This window comes from Flavobacterium resistens (genome assembly GCF_900182645.1).
GTDB lineage: Bacteria > Bacteroidota > Bacteroidia > Flavobacteriales > Flavobacteriaceae > Flavobacterium > Flavobacterium resistens.
Genome location: NZ_FXTA01000006.1, coordinates 138,504 through 163,184 on the forward strand (window position 1 = coordinate 138,504; position 24,681 = coordinate 163,184).

12 protein-coding genes are annotated in these 24,681 nt (G+C 35.3%); 8 read left to right on the top strand and 4 right to left on the bottom strand.

The features are described 5' to 3' along the window. Positions 1-8 precede the first annotated feature (8 nt). Genes FN795_RS19705 through FN795_RS19720 form a run of 4 tightly spaced genes read right to left on the bottom strand, consistent with a single transcriptional unit; the run spans position 9 to position 8,709 of the window. Positions 9-1,814: a prolyl oligopeptidase family serine peptidase gene (locus tag FN795_RS19705; RefSeq protein WP_142452202.1), complete on the bottom strand. Its 1,806-nt coding sequence runs from the start codon at positions 1,812-1,814 to the stop codon at positions 9-11. Beyond that, entirely contained in the window at positions 1,798-4,764 is a 2,967-nt protein-coding gene (locus FN795_RS19710) for a glycoside hydrolase family 2 protein (RefSeq protein WP_142452203.1), read from the bottom strand. The genes FN795_RS19705 and FN795_RS19710 overlap by 17 nt, the downstream gene beginning before the upstream one ends. Then, on the bottom strand, positions 4,764-5,888 hold the full coding sequence (locus tag FN795_RS19715; protein ID WP_142452204.1) for a glycoside hydrolase family 88/105 protein: 1,125 nt from the start codon (positions 5,886-5,888) through the stop codon (positions 4,764-4,766). The genes FN795_RS19710 and FN795_RS19715 overlap by 1 nt, the downstream gene beginning before the upstream one ends. Positions 5,889-5,910: 22 nt before the next feature. After that, positions 5,911-8,709, bottom strand: coding sequence for a glycosyl hydrolase (locus FN795_RS19720; RefSeq protein WP_142452205.1), 2,799 nt, complete (start codon positions 8,707-8,709; stop codon positions 5,911-5,913). Between the two features lie 448 nt (positions 8,710-9,157). Here FN795_RS19720 and FN795_RS19725 point away from each other — a divergent pair, with 448 nt between their 5' ends. From FN795_RS19725 to FN795_RS19760, 8 genes are all read left to right on the top strand, one after another. Further along, on the top strand, positions 9,158-12,313 hold the full coding sequence (locus FN795_RS19725) for a SusC/RagA family TonB-linked outer membrane protein (RefSeq protein ID WP_142452206.1): 3,156 nt from the start codon (positions 9,158-9,160) through the stop codon (positions 12,311-12,313). Positions 12,314-12,354: 41 nt separating this feature from the next. Next, a complete protein-coding gene (locus FN795_RS19730; protein WP_142452207.1) occupies positions 12,355-14,454 on the top strand; it encodes a RagB/SusD family nutrient uptake outer membrane protein in 2,100 nt (699 codons plus the stop codon). Positions 14,455-14,907: 453 nt separating this feature from the next. Further along, positions 14,908-18,027 carry a SusC/RagA family TonB-linked outer membrane protein gene (locus FN795_RS19735; RefSeq protein WP_142452208.1) on the top strand — a complete coding sequence of 1,040 codons (3,120 nt, stop codon included), beginning with the start codon at positions 14,908-14,910 and terminating at the stop codon, positions 18,025-18,027. A 19-nt stretch (positions 18,028-18,046) separates the two neighbouring features. After that, positions 18,047-19,990 (top strand): RagB/SusD family nutrient uptake outer membrane protein, encoded by a 1,944-nt coding sequence (locus FN795_RS19740; protein ID WP_142452209.1) that lies wholly within the window; start codon positions 18,047-18,049, stop codon positions 19,988-19,990. A gap of 315 nt (positions 19,991-20,305) precedes the next feature. Then, the gene (locus FN795_RS19745; RefSeq protein ID WP_142452210.1) at positions 20,306-21,841 is read left to right on the top strand and encodes a sialate O-acetylesterase; all 1,536 of its coding nucleotides are present in this window, start codon (positions 20,306-20,308) and stop codon (positions 21,839-21,841) included. A gap of 148 nt (positions 21,842-21,989) precedes the next feature. After that, positions 21,990-23,009, top strand: coding sequence for a family 43 glycosylhydrolase (locus FN795_RS19750; protein ID WP_142452211.1), 1,020 nt, complete (start codon positions 21,990-21,992; stop codon positions 23,007-23,009). Positions 23,010-23,011: 2 nt separating this feature from the next. Then, a complete protein-coding gene (rhaM, locus tag FN795_RS19755) occupies positions 23,012-23,341 on the top strand; it encodes an L-rhamnose mutarotase (RefSeq protein ID WP_142452212.1) in 330 nt (109 codons plus the stop codon). A 42-nt stretch (positions 23,342-23,383) separates the two neighbouring features. Then, the gene (locus FN795_RS19760; RefSeq protein WP_142452213.1) at positions 23,384-24,652 is read left to right on the top strand and encodes a DUF4861 domain-containing protein; all 1,269 of its coding nucleotides are present in this window, start codon (positions 23,384-23,386) and stop codon (positions 24,650-24,652) included. Positions 24,653-24,681 lie beyond the last annotated feature (29 nt).

Sequence of the window (24,681 nt, forward strand, 5' to 3'; positions counted from 1 at the left end):
AATGAATGTTACTCTTTTTTTAAAGTATTGATTTCTTCAGCAGAAATTTTTATAACTGTTCCATGACGCGTACCTGTCGGAAAACTGATTTGCTCTGAAATATCTTCCCAGCCTTTTGAAGTTTCCTTAACAGCTCCATATTTTTTTTGCGTGTATTTATCAAAATAAACAATCCAATTGTTGTCTATTTTTATTGCTGTGGGGCCTTCTGCCCAGTAATCACCGGTAATGGCTTTGCTTGCTGAACTATATGGGCCGGTTAAATTTTTGCTGAATGCAATTTTGATATTTTTCTGAACCGGATTACGAGTTTCATCTTTCAAATACATTACATATTGCTGCTCTTGTTTTACAATAGAAGCATCAATTACATTAAAGCCTGGTTCATATAATAATTTTGTTTTTGTGAACTTTTTAAAATCTTTGGTTGTGGTATAATAGATTCTATGATTATATCCTTTTTCTTCCTCTGATTTTGTTTCCAAAAATTTACCTTCAATTGTAGAAGCCCAATAAATCATATATTCTTTTGATTTTTCATCATAAGTAATTTCTGGTGCCCAAGTATTTCTTGCTTTTTCTTCATGAGCCATTACAGGAATAAATTCTTGTTTTGACCAATGAATTAAATCTTTTGAAGAAGCATAACCAATTCCTTTATCTGTCCAGCTGACTGTCCAGACCATATGATATAATCCATCTCCGCCTTTGATAACGCACGGATCTCGCATCAGTTTATCTTTTCCTACTTCTGGCGTTAAAAATGAAGTGTCATTTTTTAAAGCAGTCCATTTATAGCCATCTTCGCTGTAGGCTAAATGTAGCCCGTCTTCACCATTTCCTTTAAAATAAGTAAATACATAACCATCTGTTTTTAAAGTGTAATTGTTTGCTGTTAGCCATTTTTCGCAGTCTTTTGGCCAGTTTGCATTTGTTCCTTTTACACCTAATCCGAAACCGTGGCCACCGTTTTCATACAAATGCATTTCTGCAAGAATTTTTTCTTTTTTCAGTGCTAGATAATAATTTATACTGTTTTCAACAGGAACTGCTTTGTCATCTGTAGCATGAACTAAAAATGTTTTTGGACTTTCTGCGGTTATTTGTTTTTCATTTGAATATTTATCGGCTAATTCACTGCCAGCATTTTTTCCTAACAAATTATCTTTAGAACCTTGATGCGTTACACCTTCCTGCATAGAAATTACAGGATAGATCAAAATCGAAAAATTGGGTTTGGCACTAGTTGTGTCTGAAGACGTATAAACTTTATCGTTATAATGTGTCGACAGCGTAGATGCTAAATGTCCTCCAGCAGAAAAGCCCATAATGCCTATTTTGCCAGGGTTTAGTTTCCACTTTATGGCATTTCTTCGAACGAGTCTTACAGCTTCCTGTGCATCTTGAAGTGGTCCAACAGTTTTATTTTTCATGATTAAATCGCTAGGTAATCTATATTTCAAGACAAAAGCATTTATTCCTAAACTGTTAAGCCATTCGGCAACTTTAAAACCTTCTTTGTTAATTGCCAACATTCCGTAACCGCCCCCGGGACAAATAATAACAGATGTTCCGTTTGATTTTTCTGGATCTGCTAAATAAACAGTTAGAGTTGGTAACGTTACTTTTCTAACTCCTTCTGAAAGTTCGTTTTTGTGATCTACTTCTTCAGAATATTCTTTTGAAACAATTTCATCTGGAATTTTATCCCATAACGGAATTTCTTTTTTCTGCGAAAGCGCTGGAATTGTCAGCGATAAAGAAATGAAAAGCAATGAAGCTTTCAGACGGTTTAAATTATTTGATTTTTTCATAAAATTCTATTTCAACAATGCGTAATTGTCCGGTCGCATCAACCGATGTTTTATCTTTATATAAATCTAGTTCTTTTGTTGGATCTACTTCAACAATTTTTGAAAATCCGTCTTTTTCGGTATTAGCACCAATTAATTCAATTGTAATTTTTTCAGCTAAAACTGGTTCTAGTGGAATAGTAATGTAACCCAAACTTTGAGTTGTATTTCCTTTGAATACTTCTTTTCCGTCGGCTAAAATTCGAATTGGATAAATTTTAGTTCTCCAGCCTGTAAATTTTATAACAGCTTCATTTACAATTGAAGGTTTTGAAAGCGTGTAAGTTATAGATCCTGTAGCAATGTTTCCATTATTTCTCCATTCCGTTAATTCGTTGTCGTCATAACTTTTGTAAGTGTCATTATTGTTTGAAGGAGAAACAGCATTTAAGATATTTACCGGAATTCGTTTTTGTGCATAAGAAGGCGTTTTCGGAGTTGGTCCGCGTTCTAAATTTGAAGCCAGATTATTTCCAGGTAATTCTATTGAAAGACCGTTTTTTGTCTCTGCAGTTTTAGTTTCAAATGATAATTCGGTTTGTTTTAATCCTAGAGCTTGCGCTGAAATTGTTATTTTTCCGGCTTTCGCCAAAGACTGAATCATAACTCGGTTGACGCCGTTTTCGACGGGAATTTCTTTAGAAAGAATATAATTTTTTGGCCCCTGAGCAATACCACCAAGCCAAGAAGCGGGACCATTTAAAGAAAACGAAATCATATCATTGCTGATAGGGCATCGATTTCCATTTTTATCGATTAATTCAACTTCAATCAAGGCAGTGTCAGCGCCATCGGCGAGCATTCCTTGTGGTTGTGTAATTAATTTCAGTTTGATTTGAGAAGGTTCTCCAGCAGTTATTTTTTGATCTTCACTTAAAATAGTTCCATTTTCATTATAACCAATTGCTTTTATTGTACCAGATTTCCACGTAATATTTTCAAATGTGAATAAAAATTCACTGCTTCTTTTTCCAAAACCTTGAGAAATTCCATTTACAAAAAGTTCAACTTTAGGAGCTGTAGAAACCACGTAGATATTTTTAACCACGTTGTCAGTATAATTCCAATGTCCCATAATATGTGTACGATGTTTTTCAACATCAACCCAACCATCCCACATAACCTGATGCGCCCAATAACCATCTTTAGGAATACGCATAGCATCAACTTCACCACTGGTTCTGTAATTCGATTCGCCACGATGATGTGTATTGGAATCAGAGAAAATAATATTTACACCGCCAGAATTTACTCTTTTTCCGGTTCCGGGTCTTTCTCTGTAATAATCATACCAGCGAACTACATTTTCAATAGCATGACGATCTTGATTGTGATTATAATCTGATGCGGGAGTTCCGCGATATAAAGGTCCGTCTCCTTCTTTATGAAAGGGAGGTGAAAATTCGTCCCAATATTTACGCATTCCTTCGTCTCGTGAATATTCGGTAGCCCATAATGGTTTTCGTGCACTTTTGTTGATGTAAAGCATTTCCCCGCCGTATTCAGCTTCTTGGCTGTCCAGCATTTCACGGGAACCGATTGCTCGTCCGCCAAAAGGATCATAAGTCTCTCTCAGGCTTTTCATTTCGTGCATATGCGCTTCGCTGATGGATTCGTTGCCGCTTTCATAAAAAATAATACTCGGATTGTTTCTATTGTAAATAATGGCATCGCGCATCAGGTTTACACGCTGTTTCCAAGTATCGCCTTGTGCATCTTTTTCGGCGTCACCGGCAGGCATGGCTTGTAATAATCCAACTCGATCACAGGATTCTATATCTTGTTTCCAAGGCGTAACATGCATCCATCGAACTAAATTTCCATTTCCTTCTACAATTAATTTATTACTGAAATCACTCATCCAAGCCGGAACAGACATTCCAATTGCCGGCCATTCATTGCTGGTTCTTTGTGCATACCCCTTTATTTGTAAAACTCTATCATTGAGCCAAAATTGTCCTTCGGCGAAAGCTGTTTTTCTAAAACCGGTTTTGGTGGAAACCTCGTCAACAATTTTTCCGTCAACTTTTAAAATGGTTTTTACAGTGTATAAGTAACCGTATCCCCAGCTCCAAAAATGTAAATTATTAAGAAGAGAATTAGCTTTTAAAAGTTTAGTTTCATTTGGAGCAATTGTTGTTTTTTCGCCAGAAAAATAAGCGACTTTTTTTCCTTCTAAATCTTCAATTATTACATCATATTCAACTGTTTTTGCCGATTCAAATTCGTTACGTATTTCAGTTTCTGCATTGATAACAGCACTTTCAGCCTGAATGTCAATTTTAGAAGGATAAATATAAACTCCTGTAGTTTTTAGATTGGAATAGAGTGGAAGTGTCTGATATAATTTGCTGGTTATATGAAGAAAAACATTTTTTGGAATACCGCCGTAATTTGCGTTGAAATTAGTGTTATTCCATTGATAAGGAACTCCAGTTGACTGTTCTTTGTATTTCCAGTCATTATCAATTCGTAGAGCAACAATATTTTCTTGGGGAAAAGGCTTAATTAAATCTGAAATATCAAAGCCAAAAGCCATTACGCCGTTTTCATGCATTCCAACTTTATGACCGTTGATGTAAATGATTCCAGCTTGTCGGATTCCTTCAAATTCTAAGAAGATTTTTTGGTCTTTGATTCCTTTTGGGAGTTTGAATTTTTTTCGGTACCAAACAATTCCAGTTGTAAGATGTTCAATATCTTTTTCAAAAGCTTCTTCTTGATTGTAAGCGTGCGGAAGCGTAATTTTTTTCCATGAATTATCATTAAAACCAAGAGACTCTGCATTTTTAGAGTCTCCGGTTTTTAGTTTCCAGTCTGAATTGAAGTTGTATTTTTCTCTCTTAAATTCCTGAGAAAATATCGAGGTTTTAAAAAGAATTAAAACAAGAAATAAGAGCGTTTTTTTCATTATTTCATTTTATAAATTTCTGAGCCTGCAAGTAAAAAACAACCTAAACCATAATCCTCAAAATCAGGAAATTTATCGTATGAAAGTGGTTGGCCATCTTTAGGTTCTTTACCTGTTGATTGTAAAAAACCTAAAGCACCATTAGTGTGAAGACTTTCTTTTATCATAGCATCCCAAGCTTTTTGAACAACTGGCAAATACGTTTCTTTTTTCAAAATACCACTGTTGATTCCGTAAGCCATTCCATAAACGAATAAAGCTGTTCCTGAAGTTTCTTTTTCACCAAAATTTGTTGGGTCATGCAAACTTACATTCCAAAATCCGTCAGCTCTTTGAATTGGGACTAATGCTGCAGCCATTGCTTTTAAATCTTTTACATATTGCTCCCTGTGTGGTGCGTTTTCAGGAATAATGGTAAGTACTTTTGCCAATGCGCCAATAACCCATCCATTTCCGCGGCTCCAGTAACAATCTTCTCCGTTTGGCTCTTTGTAAGGCGGATCAAAATCGGCATCGCGCCACCATAAACCATCTTTTGGATTAAATAATCCGTTATCGCCGTGTTTGTTTCTTGAGTACATGTACATTTGGTACATTTTTTCGAAATAACGATTATCTTTTTCTAAAACGCCCAATTTTGCAAAAACTGGCATTCCCATTTGAATGGCATCAATCCAAGACCAATCGTCTAATTGAGGTGTATTTAAAAGCATGTTGATGTTTGCTTTTGTATTTTTTAGTTTCTTAGCATCTGGTTCTAAATTGTACAAGTCAATGTAAGTCTGTGCGGCACAATAATTATCAGCATTTCGGGTTGTGTTACCTTTATCGAAACCCCATTTGTGAAACTCTGACCATGAATAGGCATAATCATAATAAGCTTCTTTTGGAAAAATTTCATGAAGCGCCATTAATCCTTCATAATAAACACCACGTGTCCAAATATTACTTGGGCGTTCTTTGTTTGTGATGATTGTTTTTCCTGTTTCTGGCCATTTTTGCATAAAATAATCATTAGCCAAAATCATTTGTTTTAGAACTAATTTTTTATCGAATGGCTGTTGCGCACTTATTGTACAGGTGTACAAAAAGCATATTGAGAAGAATAAGGATAATTTTTTCATTTTTTGTATTCTTAGTTAATAGTTAGTTTTGCTGTTTTAATGGCGTGATTGTGATTGGGCCTAAAAGTCCTGATGGCATTGGAGCCCATTTTGTAGCGTCGAATTTTTTATAATCTTTGTCAACCATATTGATTTCATAAAAAACCTTCCATTCTTCGCCTTTTAATTCCTTGTCGCGAATTCGGTTTGCAGAAAGATTTGTAACCTGAATTTTTAAGATATTTTTCCCTGATTTTAATTTTCCGATATTTAATTGATAAGGAACAGACCATGCAGTACCAATGAATTCGTCATTTAGCCAAACTTTTGCGCTTTCGCGGACGTCACCCAGATTTAAATTCCAATGTTCAATTTTGGCATTTGGATTGTTAAATTCCAAAGTATAAGTGGCTGATCCCGAAAATGCTTCGGCTTCCGGTCCTAATTTTGTCCAGGATTCTAAATTTGAAATAGTTGCGCTTGGAGGCAATTGTGGCCCGCCTTTGTTGAAATTAATTTTCCAGCTTCCTTTTAACGGAATTGCATCTGCAGTTGCTTCATAGTAATTCCATTTTTTCTGCGAAGCTGTATTTTCAGTCTTTAAAAAATAAGATTCACCCGGAGCTATTTTAATTTTCACCAAAGTTACATCAGCTGATTTTTTTACAATTGCATTTCCAAATTCTCTAGTTAACGGATTTAAGATTATAACTTCTTTATTTCCAGCCTGAATTGGGACGAAATCATCAATAGTTTTGGTCGTGTGGTTAACTAAATAATAGATTTTTTCACCGTCAACATTTCTTCTTATGAATTTCAAACCTGTATTTACAAGCGTTTCAGGATAAATTTTAGCACTTTCTAACGTTTTTAAGACATCTGAAGTTGGTTTTACAATTTCACTGTTTGCTGTTAAAAAGTTTTGAAGTTCTTGTTCTTGTTTTCTATAATCATTGAAACCAGGAACAGATTCTGGAAGGCTTTCGAAAATGATATTTGCTCCCGATTTTTTCAATTCAATCAATTTCTGCAAAGTAGCAAGAGGCATTTTTTGTGTTGGAGGAATTACTAAAGCTTTGAAAGTTGTGCCATTAAGATTGATTTTTCCGTCAATAACTTTGGCTTCAGCAATAAAATTATCAGAGATAAAATCTACGCCATAACCTTTATTCATTAACTTTTTGGTAGAAGCATAGAAAGAAGTAGGGTGAAGCCATTCCTGAAGCGAATGTATTTTGAATTCAAAAAATAAAGTTCCTTTTTGGTATTTGTCCCAAGTATCAAAAATTGGCCAATAAAGCAGAATTTCATTGTCTGATTTTCCTTGCTGCAACATGGATTGACAGTTTGAAATATATGAGAATAGAGAAGGAGCATCTTCCCAAATACTGTTATTGGCATTAAAATTTACCGAAGCATAAAATTGCCATCCCGGCCATGCAGCTCTATCTGGCGAATAAGTCGAACCATGAAGAAAAATATGATTGATGCCACTTAGCATTAAATCCTCAGCTTCTGGTTTACATTGCGATAAAGCCGCTTTGAAATGTTCGCGAAGCCATGTAAAAGTCTCAGATGAAACTAGATTTTTTCCCGAAATATGTGCGGCAGATGATGAAAATTTAAGCATTACAGGATCAGCATCTCCTTCACGGATGTCTTCTTTTTCTCTTCTAAATCCCGGAATGTCAAAAGGCATCGAACCAAAAGTTTCACATTCTGGAATATCTGCAGCAGCATATAAATCAATCAGATTTCCTGGAGATCCATGCGCCTGAAGCTTGGTTTTGAAATTTTTCGAATGCGCCCATTCTGTCCACGGCTTGTCAAATTTATTCAGCAATAAATCGCCGATTGTTTGTCTGTAATCGCTTCTAATTCGGTTACCAATTTCACTATCAGTTTCATTCAATAATAAAGGCAATTCCTTTTTTAAATCATAACCGCGCAGTTTTTGAAATTCTTCGAAAAATTTAGGAGTAAAATCGGTACCATAAACTTCATAACTGTCATTAAAAATGGCTCTTATTTTGCCTTCTCGACCTTTAAAAGCATTATTAAACGGAACTACATAAGCGTCTAATGCTTCTGTAGAATAATGGTCTAAAGTAAAACCGTTTCCGCCCGGCGCCGCTCTTTTTACTTGTTGTCCAGTTTTTCCGCTAAAAACAGCATACAAAGTATAATCTGTTTTTTTTGCCTTCCACTTTAATTTATTTGGTTCGGTCTGATCTGGAATTGAAATCGATTTTCCATCAATTCCTTTATCTTTTATTTTTGTCTGGTTCTTTTTAAGTTGATCTGTTAAATTAATATAGGAACCATCATTTCCGTAAGCGACTACATATAATAGTTCGGCCGGATTTTTTTCTTTTTTGTTTTCGACAGAAATATTTCTGTCAAATGTTTCGTCTTTTTTTAGCGGATATTTTTCAATAATCAATTTTGTTGCAGCGTTCGCAACCGTTACATGCGATCCTCCATATGGCCATCCTGTTCCCAAAACCATATCAACTTGCATGTGCAGACTATCTGCAACATGAACTGTATAGTCGAGCATTTCCATCCATTTTGGAGATAGATAATCTATGAAATTATTTTCTTCGCCTTTTACTCCATATATAGGAGTAATTTCTACACCTCCAATTCCTGCATTATGAAAATCTAAGAGTCTTTTTTTTAAGTTTGGCTTATCTACAGCGCTTCCCATCCACCACCAGCGCGCCCATGGCTGATTTATATTAGTAGATTTTGGCCAAGGTGATTTTGTTTCCTGAGCCGAAGAACTTAAAATCCAGCAAAAAGACAGGAGGATAAGACAATTTGATTTGGTTATTTTCATTGGTTGTGGTTCAATAGTTTTATAAAACGGTTACTAATTTACTTACTTCACATATGTATAGAATCATGTAATAGTAACTTTTTTAATAGTTGTAATAAGGTAAAAGTAATGGCAGGAACTCAATTTGCTATCCTGTAGCGTCCTGTTTTCTATCATTTTATTAAAAATCAAAAGAGTAATAATTTGTGGTATTTTTTTCTCAATTCGCATTTTTAAGCAAGAATAAGTATGAATTACAAAAAAAATATTAAAGAAAATTTCATATCGTTTATTTGTAAATTCTACACTTATTCAGCCTTGTAAATCAGATAGTTGAAGTTTTTTTAAGTTAATAAAAACATAAAAGTAATTATAAGAACCTGAAAGTTAACAGGATACTACAGGATGCTGTGCGATCTGCTTCTAAATAAATTTGGATGAACTAATTAATTAACCAAATTAAACTTTTATGAAAAACAAATTTAGTCTTTTGCTGATTTTGGTCATGTTTGCGCTGTTGCAGACAGCAGGTTATGCGCAGAACAAAGTGGTTAAAGGTACAATCACTGATGCGGCAGGACTGCCAATACCAGGAGCAAATGTACTTATTAAAGGAACAAAACAGGGAACAAGTACTGATTTTGATGGTAAATACTCTATCAGTGCAAATACAGGACAAGTATTAGTATACTCGTCTACTGGTTCAAAATCTGTTGAAAGAACTGTTAGTACTTCTTCAGAAATTAATGTAAAACTTGTTGAAGAAGTATCTCAACTTAATGAGATTGTTGTTGTTGGTTACGGAACTGCAAAAAAATCAGACGTAACAGGAGCAGTTTCAAGTATAAATGCGCAGCAATTAATGAATAGACCTGTTTCAAGTGCAACTGAAGCATTACAAGGTAAAATTGCCGGAGTTGATGTAAAAACTAGCGAACGCCCAGGAACGCTTGGGGAAGTACGTATTCGTGGTAATCGCTCAATAACAGCAGGTAATGAACCTTTATATGTTGTAGATGGCGTGCCTTTGTTGTCAGCATCTGCAATTGAAACATTAAATCCAAGAGATATTGAAACGATGGATATTCTTAAAGATGCTTCAGCAACAGCTATTTATGGATCACGTGGTGCAAATGGAGTTGTTATCGTAACAACTAAGCAAGGAAAATCAGGCCGATTTACCTTAAATTATGCAGGTACAGTAACGACTTCTGATATTGTTGACAGATCGCCATCAATGAGCGCGGCTGATTTTATTACATACAGACGTTGGGCTGCATACAATCTTGATCCAGCTAAATATGCTAATCCAGCAACGCCAACTCTTGCTAATGACAAGTTAATTTTTGACAGTGCATTAGATGGTCAAACATCAAGGGATAATGTATTAAAAGGATGGGCAAGCGGTACTTGGGATGCTTCAAAAGTAACTAATACAAACTGGACTGATTATGTAACTCAAACAGGAGTTAGTACAGAGCACGTTCTTAGTGCTAGTGGAGGTTCTGAAAAAGTAAATACTTATGGGTCTATAGGTTATTTAGATAATCAGGGTACTCAAAAAGGACAGTGGTACAAACGTTACACTGCAAAATTGACTTCAAATATTACTCCGGTTGATTGGTTTAAAATGACTGCTTCTTTCAATGCTTCATGGAGTGAGCAAGATTATGGTATGTCAACTTTAAGTGCAAGAAGTGGTACATCGCCAGATGCTATTTATGGTGCCGCTAAGCAAATTTATAATATTGCTGTTCCTTATGATGCAAACGGTAATACAATCATTAATCCGGGAGGTGAATCAGGTGTTTATACGATTATGGATGAGTGGGAGAAAAGTACTCAACAATCGCAAACAATGCGTGTTTTAGCTAATTTTTCTGCAACTTTGGATTTTGGTAAAATGACAAAGTCATTGGAAGGACTTAGTTACAAGATAAATTTCGGACCTGATTTCCGTAATTGGAGAGAAGGTGTTTATGTCGATGGTACATCATCATTAAAAGTTAACGCCAACGGTAGTGCAGGTAGTAATTTTGCACGTCTTAAAAACCGTCGTGACCTTTCATGGACTCTTGATAATATAATTAGCTATGACCGTACATTCGCGGCTAAGCATAAAGTTGGTGCAACTTTGTTACAGACAGCATCATCATGGGATTATGAAACTTCTGAAATGAGTGCTAATAATATTCCTAAGCCTTCTTTTTTATGGAATGCAATGGGTTCAGTAGATGCTACAAATGCTGCTAATAATGCACGTATGAGTTCTGGAATTAATCAGCGTGCCATAACGTCATACATGGCTCGTGCAAATTATGGTTATGATAACCGCTATTTATTGACCGTGTCAGGACGATGGGATGGAGTTACGCAACTATCTGAAGGACATAAATGGGACTTTTTCCCGTCTGCAGCATTAGCATGGCGTATTAACAATGAAGAATTCTTGAAAAATGTTGATTGGATTAAAAATCTTAAACTTCGTTTAGGTCTTGGTACTTCTGGTAACTCTTCTGTGCCACCTTATGGAACATTAGGAAACATTAGCCAAATATTCCTTCCTTTTAATGGTCAGAGCAATGCAATAGGTTTTACTACAAATGAACCTTATTATACAGATACCCAAACAGGAATGGCTAACAAAAACTTGGGTTGGGAAAAAACAACGCAATACAATCTTGGTATTGATTTTAGTTTCTTGAACAACAGAATCAGCGGTACTATTGATACTTATAAATCGGATACTAAAGATTTATTATTAAAAGTAGATATACCACCAGTATCTGGTTATCCATTCATTGTTTCGAATATTGGTGAAACAAAAAATCATGGAGTTGAGGTAACGCTTAATCTTATTCCAGTACAAACTGCTAGCGGATTTACATGGGAAAGTAGTTTTAACAGTGCTTGGCAAAAAGATGAAATTGTGAATTTAGCAAATGGTGCACAAGACATGGTAAGTAACTCATGGTTCATTGGACAATCTATTGCTGTTCGTTATGGGTATGATAATAATGGTCTTTGGCAAAATACTCCAGAGGATCTTGCTGAGATGGCTAAATGGAATGCTAACGGTTATAAATTTACTCCAGGTAACGTGAGACCAAAGGATCAAAATGGCGATTACAGAATGGATGCTTCTGACCGTGTAGTTGTAGGTAACAGTAATCCTCGTTGGACAATGGGATGGAATAATAACTTTAGTTATAAAGGTTTTGATTTGGGAATAAATCTTTACGGACGTATGGGATATACTGCATCTTTAGGCGGAGAAGCTTTAACAGCTCATGCTAATCAGCGTGAAACTGATTACTGGACTCCAGATAATCCAAATGCTGAATTCCAAAAACCGATTTTAGGTCAAGCGACTTCAGGTTCAGCAGACCCTTTTTCAGGACTTCTTGGTTTCCAAAAAGCCTCTTTCGTAAAAATTCGTAATATTTCTTTGGGTTATAATTTATCTAAAGACGTTGCAAATAAATTTGGATTAGCAAACATGAAACTTTATGTGCAAGCTGTAAATCCAGGAAGTATTTATCAATCTTTAGATTGGTATGATTATGACACGGAGAAAACGTATTACAACCGCAGTTTTGTTATGGGTATCGAAGTTGGGTTTTAATAAATTATGGCGAATTGAAGTATAACAATAAAAGTAAAAAAATGAATAATATAAAAAATATAGGAATCGGTCTTTTATTAACGGCGGGGTTGTTTTTTACTTCGTGTTCGAAAGACTTTCTGGACGAAGAACAAACAAATGCATATTCGACAGCTTATTTTGATACACCTGAAGGTCTTCAGGCGCTAACAGTGTCTCTTTATGGTAATATTCGTTGGCATTTTGGTTTTGAATGGTCTTATGGAAATACACTTTATGGTACTGATGAGTTTACAAATGCAAACGACCTTACCAATGAAATGTGGAATACCTACGACAATCGTTTTGGACCAGTAGGAGCTTCAACAGCAACAGGAGCAGCAAATGGAAATGCAACAAATCCAAACGCGCTTTGGGATGAGATGTATTATGGTATTGCATCTTGTAATACGATTATCGCTAAAGCAGAAAAAGTAATTCCAGATGTAAAAATCAGAAATCGCTGTTTAGCTCATGCTTATTTTTTAAGAGGATATAACTATTACAGACTTGTTGCACAATACGGAGGTGTTGTTCTTCAGACTAAACCTATTGAAGGAGTTGTTCGTAACTATGAGCGTGCTTCAGAAGAGAAATGTTGGGAACAAGTAATATCTGATTTCCGTCAGGCTTACAGTCTTTTTGAAGGAGAAGTTTATACTTATGGAAAAGGAGTTACTTGGACAAAAGCAACTGCTGCACACTTTTTAGCAAAATCATTATTGTTCCGTTCTTCAGAGCGTAATGATGCTTGGAATGCTTCTTACAAAGATGCTGACCTTAAGGAAGCAATCGATGCATGTTCATATGCAATTACAGCTCGTGGACCATTGACTCCTAATTACAGTGATTTATATGCAAACTGGACAGGAATTGATTGTCCGAATGAGCAACTTAATGAAATTTTGATGGCTGCTGGTCATAATGGTGATGCAGCTACAGTTGGTCGTTTTGGAAACCGTACTTATAGCTATTTTGCTCCTCAGTTTTCTAGTTTTTCTGGAGGATGGGTAAAACGTGGTGTTTGGATCGGAAGTATGGATTTTCAGCGTTGTCGTCCTACAGAATACACATATGGAGTGTTTGATCACGTAAATGATGCTCGTATGTGGAAAACTTTCAGAACTGTTTACGGTGCTAATACTGTAATCACGCCTAATCCATCAGGAGTAAAAATTGGAGATCCGGCAATTGTTATGATTTTAAATACTAAAAATGACAATACATATGACGGTGCTAAATTTGGTGCGAGCGTTCAGGCTCCAACTTGGACAGATGCAGCTGGTCGTTTACCAGAATGGAATACAAGACAAACAGCTACAAGTGGAACTTTAACAGCAAAAAAAGGTCAATATGTTCCTAACTCTTCTGTGTTGTACCAAAATGGAACTTACGTTGCCCCAACTTTCAAAAATCAGCCAATTTGTAACTTCTTCGCAGGTATCAATAAAACAGAAGATGGTTCACGTACTGCTGAAAGAGGTGATGCGCACCGTGACGTAATTATGGCTCGTCTTGCTGAGACTTATTTAATACGTGCAGAATGTTATGTTCGTCTTAACCAGTATGGAAATGCAATGCAGGATATCAACGTAGTAAGAGCTAGAGCACAATGGAAAGCTGGAGAAAACAGATCTTATTATAATGATGGTTCTCAGGCATTTAAAGTGAATCCTTTAAATACAGGAAGCTCAGCTACAAACTTTACGGCTTCTAATTTAGATATGAATACGTATTATTTATCTAATCCAACAGTTGCGGTTACAACTGCAGCTTCAGATTTAAGATTAACTTCATTTCCTAATAATTTACCAGCTGAAGACGAAGCAGTTATTGCTAAAGTTGGAGCTACAACTGATAAAGAACGTGCTATCAACTTCATTCTTAACGAGTCTACTCGTGAGCTTTTAGGAGAATGGCAGCGTTGGGAAACACTTTCTCGTACTGGAATGCTTATCAAGCGTGCAAAAGCATTTAATGCTGAAGCGGCTCCTAATATTAAAGTTGGTAAACACGAACTTCGTCCTATTCCTCAAACATTTATTGATGGATTACTAAACGATGATGGTTCTAACTTATCAGCATCACAAAAAGCAGCTTGGCAGAATCCAGGTTACAATTAAACTTTTTTTAATTTTTGTTTTTGAAAACCGTCTCATTTTTGAGACGGTTTTTTTTGGTTTAAACTGAAATTTTAGTTGCTAACTAAACGTAAAAGACGTTTGGAAAAGCATTTGTTCAAACAAAAAAATGCAATCGATTACATTTTTTTGTTTGAAATTATCATAATTTTCGCATATTTGTTTTTTATTAGATAAAAAATTTTGAATAAAATTACAGTATGTGAAAAAAAAATATTGTTTAATTCACATATTCGCATTTAGAAGTTTTTTCCTTAATTCCCTTTGAAAATCAAGGGTTTGAAGGATTTTATGGTTAAAAAAATCTTAAATTGAACTTGTAAAACTCTGTAAATTAGAACGGTACTAAATTACTTTACAGGACACTACAGGACAGTACGAAATTAACTTCTAAATAAATTTGAGTAACTAATTAATTAACCAAATTTAACTTTTATGAAAAACAAATTAAATGTGCTGCTGCTGATAGCCATGATTGCATTATTCCATGCATCTGGTTACGCGCAGAACAAAGTAGTCAAAGGTACTATTAAAGACGCTGCAGGATTGCCAATTCCGGGTGCCAATGTACTCATCAAAGGAAGCCAGAATGGAGTAAGTACGGATCTGGATGGTAGTTACTCTATTAATGCAGCTTCTGGAAATGTTCTTGTTTACAGCTTTATTGGCTTTAAAAAACAAGAAATCACGGTAGGCGCCGCAAGTGTTTACAATGTTGTACTTAAAGAAGATGACAATTCTCTTGAGGAGGTAGTTGTAGTAGGTTATGGTACAAAAAAGAAAAAGGATCTTACCGGATCAATTGTGAGTGTAAATGCCGAAGAAATCGCGTCAAGACCGGTAGTTAATGCCGTACAGGCTATGCAGGGAAAAGCTGCGGGTGTAGATGTTTCTTCAAATGAGCGTCCAGGAAGTGTGGGAAATATTACCATTCGTGGAGCTCGTTCTATTTCTGCCTCAAATGCACCGCTTTATGTAGTTGATGGAATTCCTTTAAATTCAAGATTGGTTACTGATGCTTCAACAGGTAAAATTAGTGTTGATGCTAATTCTGGAGGTATCGACTTCTTAAATCCAACTGATATTGAAACAATCGACGTTTTAAAAGATGCTTCTGCAACGGCTATTTATGGTTCTCGTGGTGCGAATGGAGTTATCATTGTTACGACAAAAAAAGGTAAAAACGGAAAATTTACGTTGAATTATGATACTTCTCTTATGACAGAAACGATTCACGAAAATGCTCCAATGATGTCTGCAGGAGAATATATTGAATTCCGCCGTTGGGGAAGATATTATTCTAATCCATCTGCTTTTCCAAAAGGAGATGCACCTACAATAGAAAATGATAAGTTAATTTTCCTTGCTTCTGCTGACCCTGCTGCATGGGCAAACATCGAGAAAGGATGGGCTGGCGGAACTTGGGATGGTTCTAAAGTTGCGACTACAGACTGGACAAAATTTGTAACCCGTACCGGAATCACACAACAGCATACTATTGGTGTAAGCGGTGGAACTGAAAAAATGAAAGGTTACGGTTCTTTTGGATATTTAGATAACACAGGAACTTTATTTGGACAAAGTTATGTGCGTTACAGCGGAACTGCCAATGTTGATATTACACCAACAAAATGGTTTTCTATGGGTGTGAGTCTTAATACAAGTTATGGTATAAATGAATATGGGCAATCAAACGTAGGTAGAACTGCCGTTACAAGTTCAACAGGAATTTATGCAACAGCACGTACAAACCTTCCTTATGCAGTTCCTTATGATCTAAACGGAAACCGAATTGACAGTCCAGGTGGAGATTCAACTATCAGAACTCCTGTTGATGAATATAAATTGTCTCAAGATCAGCGTATAACTTTGCGTGCTTTTGGTAGTTTGTATGCTCAGTTTGATTTAGGAGCAATTTCTTCAAAACTTGACGGTTTAAAATACCGTATCAATTTTGGTCCTGATCTTACATCATTCCGTGATGGTGTTTATTTGGATGGTAAATCGGCTATTCGTTCAGGAACTAGTTTTGCTTCTCTAGCTAAAGAACAAACAATTTCATATACATTAGACAATTTGATTTTTTACAATAAAACATTTGGAAATCACAGTTTTGGCGGAACATTGTTAATGAGTCAGACAGAATATCATAATGAAAACAGCTCAATGTCTGCAAATGATATTAAAAACCCAGAAAACAAATGGAACGCTTTAAATCCTGCTAATGTTACACTTGCTGGTTATTCTTCGGGTTTGACTGATACAGGTTTATTGTCTTACATGGGAAGGGTAAATTATTCGTATGCTGATAAATATTTATTCACAGCTTCAGGACGTTATGATGGGGCTTCTCAATTGGCTTCAGAAAACAGATGGGCATTTTTCCCGAGTGCGTCTGCAGCATGGGTTATCAACAAAGAAAAATTCTTAGAAAATGTTTCCTGGGTTAACCAATTAAAAATGAGAGTTGGTTATGGAGTTACTGGAAATGCTGCTGTTCCGGCATACGCAACCCAGCCGCCATTAATTGGTATTGTTTATCCTAATGGATCTGGTGTTGTAAACAATACATCTTTAGGAAATGTTGATTTAGGATGGGAACAAACGGCTCAGTTTAACTACGGTATTGATTTCGCATTGTTTGGCAATAGAGTTTCTGGTGCTTTAGATTATTTTACAAGTAGAACAACCGACTTATTATTAAAAAGCAGTGTGCCAACGGTTATCGGGGTTAAAGATACTTACCAAAACGTTGGAGAAACAGAAGGAAAAGGTGTCGAACTTACTTTGACTACTGTAAACGTTACAAGTAAAGATTTTGAGTGGACAACTAATATTAGTGCTTCTTACCAGCAAAATAAAATTGTATCGCTTCAAAACGGAAAATTTGACGATATCAACAACAATTTATTTATTGGAGATTCTCAAAACGTAATTTATGGTTTCGAATCAAACGGAATCTGGAAACCTGAAGATGCAGCCGAAATGGCAAAATTTAATGCAGCAGCAGGTTCAAACATTTTCTCTTTTGGTAATGCAAGACCAGTTGATCAAAATGGTGATTATAAAATTGATGCAAATAATGACCGTGTAATTATTGGTTCAAAAGATCCAAAATATATCTTGGGTATGACAAATACTTTCAGCTACAAAAATTTTGAATTATCATTCTTTGTATATGGACGTATGGGGTATTTATATGATACTTTAGGTGAAAATGAAGGAGCAAAAGGAAGCCAGAGATCAATTAATTATTATACGGATAACAATACAAATGCAGAATATCAAAAACCTATTTATTCTGCAGGTACAGGAGATCCTTATTATCCAATTTTAGGATATCGTAATGGTTCATTTTTGAAAATGCGAAATATTTCTCTAGGATATCATTTCGATAAAGAATTAGTGCAGAGCCTTGGACTTTCTAAATTGAGAATTTATTGTCAGGCTACTAATCCGGGTATGATTTTTACAAAAGTAAAATGGACTGATTTGGATACGCAGACAACGGCTTCAAACAGAGGTATAACTTTAGGGTTAAATGTAGAATTCTAAATAATTAAAAAACATCATTATGAAAAATTATAAAAAACTATATATCAACTTAATGCTTGTTGCAGCGCTGACTTTGGGAAGTTCTTGCAGCAAAGATTTTCTTGACGAAGAGCTGACAACGGCTTACAGTTCAGATTATTATAAAACCGAGGCTGGAATTCAGGCATTGGCAGTCGGAACTTATTATCAGGTATTTGCCGCAGAATTTCAAGGTGAAGTACCGCTTACTGCAACAGAATCTGGAACTGATGAATTTCATGCTGGAGGTGACCCTTCAAACTGGATTTGGAATTCTTATTCTTCTGGTTTTAAGGCTTTCGTGACGGTTTCTAATGCGAATACTGTTGCAGCAAATACACACTGGGATAATTTATATATCGGAATTGGTAATGCAAATCAACTTATTGAATCGGCTACAAATATCGTTTCATCAAATGATGCCATCAAAAAAACGGCTTTGGGCGAAGGTTACTTTTTAAGAGCTTTTAGTTATCTGCAATTAGTAAGTCAATATGGCGCTGTTCCTTTAAAATTAAAAACAAGTTCTACTGTTGAATTAGAATTTACAAGAGCCGCTCCACAAGAAGTTTTAGCTCAGGTTATTGCTGATTTTACTCAGGCTTATAATTTATTAGGAAATGCTGGTGCTCCTGCAAAAATCACTAAAGATGCTGCGGCTCATTATTTGGCAAAAGCATATTTAACTCGTGCTAGCGAAATTAACGACAGCTGGAATGGAACTACAAAAACTGCCGATTTGCAGCAAGTTGTAGCTTTATCTGATGAGGTAATTTCGCGTCACCCATTAGCAGCTAATTATGATAATTTATGGTCATACACAACTGCTGATGGTGCTAACGAAAAACTTCCGGAGTTAATTTTATCTGCACAGTTCAATGCGAGTACATTAACAACTGGAGGAAATCAGCAGCATTTATATTTCCTTTCTACTTACGACCAATTGCCCCAAATGAAGCGTAACCTTGCCGGCGGAAGACCTTTTAGCCGTTTGGCCCCAACTTATTTTGTATATGATGCTTTTGATCATGTAAATGATTCTCGTTTCTGGAAAAGTTTCCAAACAAAAAGTATTGTCAATAATGCATCAGGAGCTGTTTATAAAAATGGTGATTTAGGTATTATGTATGTTGTAAATACAGCTGCAGATACTCGTTTTGCTAAAACTAAAAATACAGATGTCATTATTTATCCAAAAACAGGAAAAACAATTCCGAGTGTATATGTGGCTTACGCTGCAGATAAAGTGGGTTTAATGGCCGATGTGAGATTTCCTTCTTTAAGTAAATATATGGATGGAAACAGAATCGATTTGAGTAATATTAAAGGATCTCGTGATATTACATTGGCGCGTTCTGGTGAAACTTATTTAATGGCTGCAGAAGCAAAAATCCGTTTAGCAAAAGCCGGCGGAGCTACATTTGCAGATGCATTGCCTTACATTAATGCGGTTCGTGCCCGTGCTGCTTACAAAGCTGGAGAAAATCGTGCAGCTTACGCCGATGGTTCAGCGGCTTACACAACTACAGGTCAGGCAGGAATTCCTATTTCATATATTCCTGAAAACTCGTATTATGAGTCAAATAATATTGCGGTTGCAACAACTGCAACAAACTTAGCAATTAGTAGTGTTACTGCATTGCCAGCAGAAGATATGGCTGTAATTGCAAAATTAGGATACGGAACTGATTATGACAGAATGTTGTGTTTAGTACTTAATGAGCGTACTAGAGAATTGTGCGGAGAATTTCACCGTTGGGAAGATTTAAGCCGAACTAAAACATTAGTTGCCAGAGCAAAAGCGTATAATATTGAAGCTGCGGCAAATATTCAGGAATACCATAATTTGCGACCAATTCCGCAGACTTTCCTTGATGGTGTTTACGCAAGCGGAAAACCTTTGACTGCAGAACAAAAAGCCGCTATGCAGAATCCAGGGTATTAATATCAAACTTATTTTTTGGTTTTTTATGTTAGGAACCGTCTCAATTTTTGAGGCGGTTTTTTTTATTATATAGCAGGGTACAACAGGATAGTTTTCAGTTATTTAATATTTAAATTTGATTATCATTTTAAGGATATTGGTTTTCGTTAATATGGTAATGGTAAAATTAAGTGGTTTTGATTTTACGAAGGCAGTAACTTCTTGTTGCTGCCTTTTTTGTTTTTTATATTTCTGAACCAAAACAGGGAAGCACAGGATACCGATATCGTTTTAGTGCTTTATCTTTAAAGTTTTAGTACTAAAATTATATTCCGAATGATTTATTTAAAGAAACTGTTGTTATTATTCATCGTTTTAGGATTAAAACTGACAGCTGTTGGTCAGGTAAAACTGCCTGCGTTAGTTGGTGATAATATGGTTTTACAGCAAAATTCAAAAGTGAATTTATGGGGATGGGCTTCTCCAAACGAAAAAATAAAAATCCAATTGGGCTGGCAAAATAATCCTGTAGAAATTACAGCAAATCCTGATGGAACTTGGAAAACATCTGTCAATACAACAGCCGGAAGCGAAAAACAATATGATATTACAATTGATGCTTCAAATAAAATCATTCTTAAAAATATTTTGATTGGAGAAGTCTGGATTTGTTCTGGACAATCTAATATGTATTTTCCTGTTGGAAAAGAAGAAGGAACTTGGAAAACCGGAGTAAAAAATTATGAAGAAGAAATCCAAAATGCCAATTTTCCATCGATACGATTATTTACTGTACAGACAAAAGCGTCTCAAAAACCTTTAGAGGATGTCACTGGAAATTGGAATATTTGCTCACCTTCAACTATAAAATCTTTCTCAGCTGTAGCTTATTTCTTTGGCAGAGATTTATACCAAAATTTAAAAATCCCAATCGGGTTAATTTCAACTTCTTGGGGAGGAACCAAAGCAGAGGCATGGACTTCGCAATCAGTTTTAGAAAGCAATCCGGATTTTCTTCCAATTTTAGAACAAGATGCAAAAAACGAAAAATTGTTTCAGGAAAAATTAGAAAATTATTATGCAGATTTAGCAAAAGAACGTCTTGCAAACAATAATGATATTTCAAAATCTCAGCTTAAAAAGCCAAAAAAAGAAGAAAATAAAACTTCTTATGTTTTATATAATGCAATGTTGCATCCGGTAACTAATTATACGATGAAAGGTGTGATTTGGTACCAAGGTGAAAGCAATGCAGAAAAGGCATTTTTGTACAGAAGTCTTTTTCCGACAATGGTAAAAAGTTGGAGAAGCGAATGGAATCAAGGCGATTATCCGTTTTATTTTGTTCAGATTGCACCACACAAAGGACAAAATCCTTACATCAGAGAAGCACAATTAATGTCCGCAAAAGTAATTCCAAACAGCGGAATGGTCGTTACAACCGATATTGGAAATTCAGAAAATATTCATCCAATTGATAAACAAACTGTTGGTTATCGTTTAGCTTTAATAGCGAAAGCAAAAACATACGGAGAAAGTAAGTTAGTATATTCTGGACCAACATACAATCATATGGAAATCAAAAAACAGCGTATTCAATTATTCTTTGATGATGTTCCTAACGGATTTAAAAAGAGCAACGAAAATTTAAAAGAATTTGAAATTGCAGGAAACGATAAAGTTTTTTATCCGGCAACAGCTAAAATTGATAAAAAAACAATTGTAGTTTCTTCATCAAAAGTAAAAGAGCCTGTTGCAGTTCGTTTTGCATGGAAAGCCGTTCCAGAGCCAAATTTATTCAATGCTGAAAATTTGCCTGCATCACCTTTTAGGACAGATGATTGGATGATAGAAAATGAGAAGAAAAATTAATTAAGAAAAGCTTAAACATAAAGTTTTTCATTCCTCGTTCCTCGGAAAGATAAAAATGAGAGAAATGAAATTATAAAATAAAAATCTATTAAATCTGCTCCCCATAGCTATCGGGACTGCGAGAAAAAAAATAACAACAAAAATCAAAATGAAAATTAAACCAAAATATCTTTTTGCAATCCTAATAACTTCATTGTTCAGCCTAACAATGATAGCGCAAAAAGGCATTCAAAAAGATAAAAAACATATTGCTCCAAAACCATTATTCCGAGATCCAATTTATGATGGAGCCGCCGATCCAACGATTATTTGGAATGAAAAAGAGAAAAAATGGTTTATGTTTTATACCAATCGAAGAGCAAAAGATTCAACAGCAAAAGGAATTACATGGGTGCATGGAACAAGAATTGGTGTTGCAACTTCTGAAGATGGTGCAAAATGGACCTATAAAGATACTTGTAATATCAATTATAAATTAAAAGATGTAACTTATTGGGCACCAGATGTCATTAAATACAAGAATAAATATCATATGTATTTGACTATTGTTCCCGGAATTTTCAATGATTGGTATCATCCGCGCTCAATTATTCATTTGACGAGCACGAATTTAATGGATTGGAATTTTGAATCAGAATTAAAACTAGCTTCGGAACGCTGTATTGACGCTTCGGTTTTTCAATTGCCAAATGGAACCTGGAGAATGTTTTATAATAATGAAAACGACGGAAAATCAATTTATTATGCTGATAGCAAAGATTTGTACAATTGGATGGACAGCGGAACGAAAATTGTAAAAGATAGAGGAGAAGGCCCAAAAGTTTTTGTTTGGAAAGGAAAAAACTGGATGGTAACAGATTCCTGGAAAGGTTTGAATATTTATTCTTCTGAAGATTTTTTAAATTGGAAGCGACAAGAAAAAAATATTCTTCAAACTCCCGGAACAGGTGAAGATGATAAAGTGATTGGCGGACATCCTGATGTTGTTGTAAATGGAGATCGAGCGTATATTTTTTATTTCACACATCCCGGCAGAACTCCAGAAAATAAAGGAGTTGATAGTTATGAAACAAAAAGAAGCTCTATTCAAGTAGCAGAACTGGAATATATAAATGGCGAAATTATCTGTAATAGAGATCAGCCTGTTCAAATAAATTTAAAGCATTAAAAATGGCAAATAAAAACACAATCCGAAACGCTTTCAAAATGAAATTAAAATCAGGTTTTGAAACGGAATACAAAAAGAGACACGACGAAATCTGGCCAGAATTATCGGCTTTGCTTTCAGAAACGGGAATACAGGATTACAGCATTTTTTTAGATGAAGAAACACTGATACTTTTTGCAGTACAGAAAATCAGTCCGGATTTTGATTTTGATTATTTGCCAAATCATCCAATTGTAAAAAAATGGTGGGCATATATGGGAGATATTATGGAAACAAATCCAGATAATTCGCCAATTTCGGTTTCATTAAAAGAGGTTTTTCATTTGGACTAAACCTAAAACTTTAAACAAAGAAAACCTGAAACAAAAAGAAAAATGAAAACAAAATATTATTTATCAATAGCTTTTGCAACAGCAATTTTAGCGAATTGCAATGCACAAAAAGTTACTTTAAAAAACACATCTGATATAGCAGTGCCACAAAAAGCAATCAGTATAAAAAGAAGCCAAATTGCATCAAAATATGTTGCAAATAGCTTTCCAATTTTGATCACTAAAAATGACACAATTCCAGCGCAGTTAAACGATTTGGACGGTGACGGAAAATGGGACGAACTTTTCTTGGTAACTGATTTTGCCGCTAACGAAAAGAAAACAGCAACATTAAGTTGGTCGTTAAAAGATCCAAAATTTCCAATAAAAACTAGTGTAAGATTTGGAAAAAGAGAGGCTAAAGATTTGCCTGTTCAGCCAGTAACGGAAGAAGTTTTAATGGCCAATCAAGTACACAAAAAATTGGGTTTCCAGAAATATCAAACGGACGGCCCAACTTGGGAAAACGACAAAGTTGGTTTCAGACATTATTTGGATGGAAGAAATTCAAAAGACGTTTTTGGAAAAAAAATACCTGCGATTACGCCAGAAAATGTTGGAATAAACAGCAAAGGTGCCGTTGAAGACAATTATCACGTGATGTACGATTGGGGAAGAGATATTTTTCCTGTTGGAAATTCTGCAGGTTTGGGCGGTTACGCTTTATTGATAAATGACAAAATCAACCGACTCGGAATTTTGACAAACGATACTTTGAATAATGTCGAAAAAACAACTTTCAAAATTGTAAGCGAAGGTCCGGTCAATTCGGTTTTAAGTTATAAATATGAAAATTGGAAAGCTTCTGGAAATAATTACCAAGTTCAGGAAACGACTTCAATCTGGCCGGGAATGTACGGTTATGAAAACACAGTTTCTATCAGCGGACTTAAAGGCGGAGAAACTTTTCTTGCAGCTATTTCAAACATAAACAATAAAAATCCGCTTCAGGTTGTTGAGGCAGGCGAGTGGGTTTGCTTTATTCAGCATGATAATTTGACATACAATCGCGAGTGGATTTTAGGAACTGCAATTTTAGTTCCTAAAAAAATATACAAAGGTTATATCGAAGCACCAAAAACAGGTCAGTTAACCGATTCTTATTTGGCAAAATTATCAATAGAAAACAATAAAAAAATCAGTTACTATGCCATTGCAGGGTGGGAATTGAGTGCCGATAAAAACTTTAAAGATGCAGCATATTTCAGCAATTATGTAACCACTTTGGCAAAACAACTTTCTGCCAAAATAACGGTTGAAATCAGTAAATAAAACAAAATGTAAACTAACACACTAACCAT

Bases quoted from the DNA above. Each gene is read 5' to 3' on its own strand.
- FN795_RS19745 (WP_142452210.1), top strand. From the start codon at position 20,306: ATGATTTATTTAAAGAAACTGTTGTTATTATTCATCGTTTTAGGATTA.
- FN795_RS19710 (WP_142452203.1), bottom strand. From the start codon at position 4,764: ATGAAAAAAACGCTCTTATTTCTTGTTTTAATTCTTTTTAAAACCTCG.
- FN795_RS19740 (WP_142452209.1), top strand. From the start codon at position 18,047: ATGAAAAATTATAAAAAACTATATATCAACTTAATGCTTGTTGCAGCG.
- FN795_RS19760 (WP_142452213.1), top strand. From the start codon at position 23,384: ATGAAAACAAAATATTATTTATCAATAGCTTTTGCAACAGCAATTTTA.
- FN795_RS19725 (WP_142452206.1), top strand. From the start codon at position 9,158: ATGAAAAACAAATTTAGTCTTTTGCTGATTTTGGTCATGTTTGCGCTG.
- FN795_RS19735 (WP_142452208.1), top strand. From the start codon at position 14,908: ATGAAAAACAAATTAAATGTGCTGCTGCTGATAGCCATGATTGCATTA.
- FN795_RS19750 (WP_142452211.1), top strand. From the start codon at position 21,990: ATGAAAATTAAACCAAAATATCTTTTTGCAATCCTAATAACTTCATTG.
- FN795_RS19730 (WP_142452207.1), top strand. From the start codon at position 12,355: ATGAATAATATAAAAAATATAGGAATCGGTCTTTTATTAACGGCGGGG.
- FN795_RS19715 (WP_142452204.1), bottom strand. From the start codon at position 5,888: ATGAAAAAATTATCCTTATTCTTCTCAATATGCTTTTTGTACACCTGT.
- FN795_RS19705 (WP_142452202.1), bottom strand. From the start codon at position 1,814: ATGAAAAAATCAAATAATTTAAACCGTCTGAAAGCTTCATTGCTTTTC.
- rhaM (WP_142452212.1), top strand. From the start codon at position 23,012: ATGGCAAATAAAAACACAATCCGAAACGCTTTCAAAATGAAATTAAAA.
- FN795_RS19720 (WP_142452205.1), bottom strand. From the start codon at position 8,709: ATGAAAATAACCAAATCAAATTGTCTTATCCTCCTGTCTTTTTGCTGG.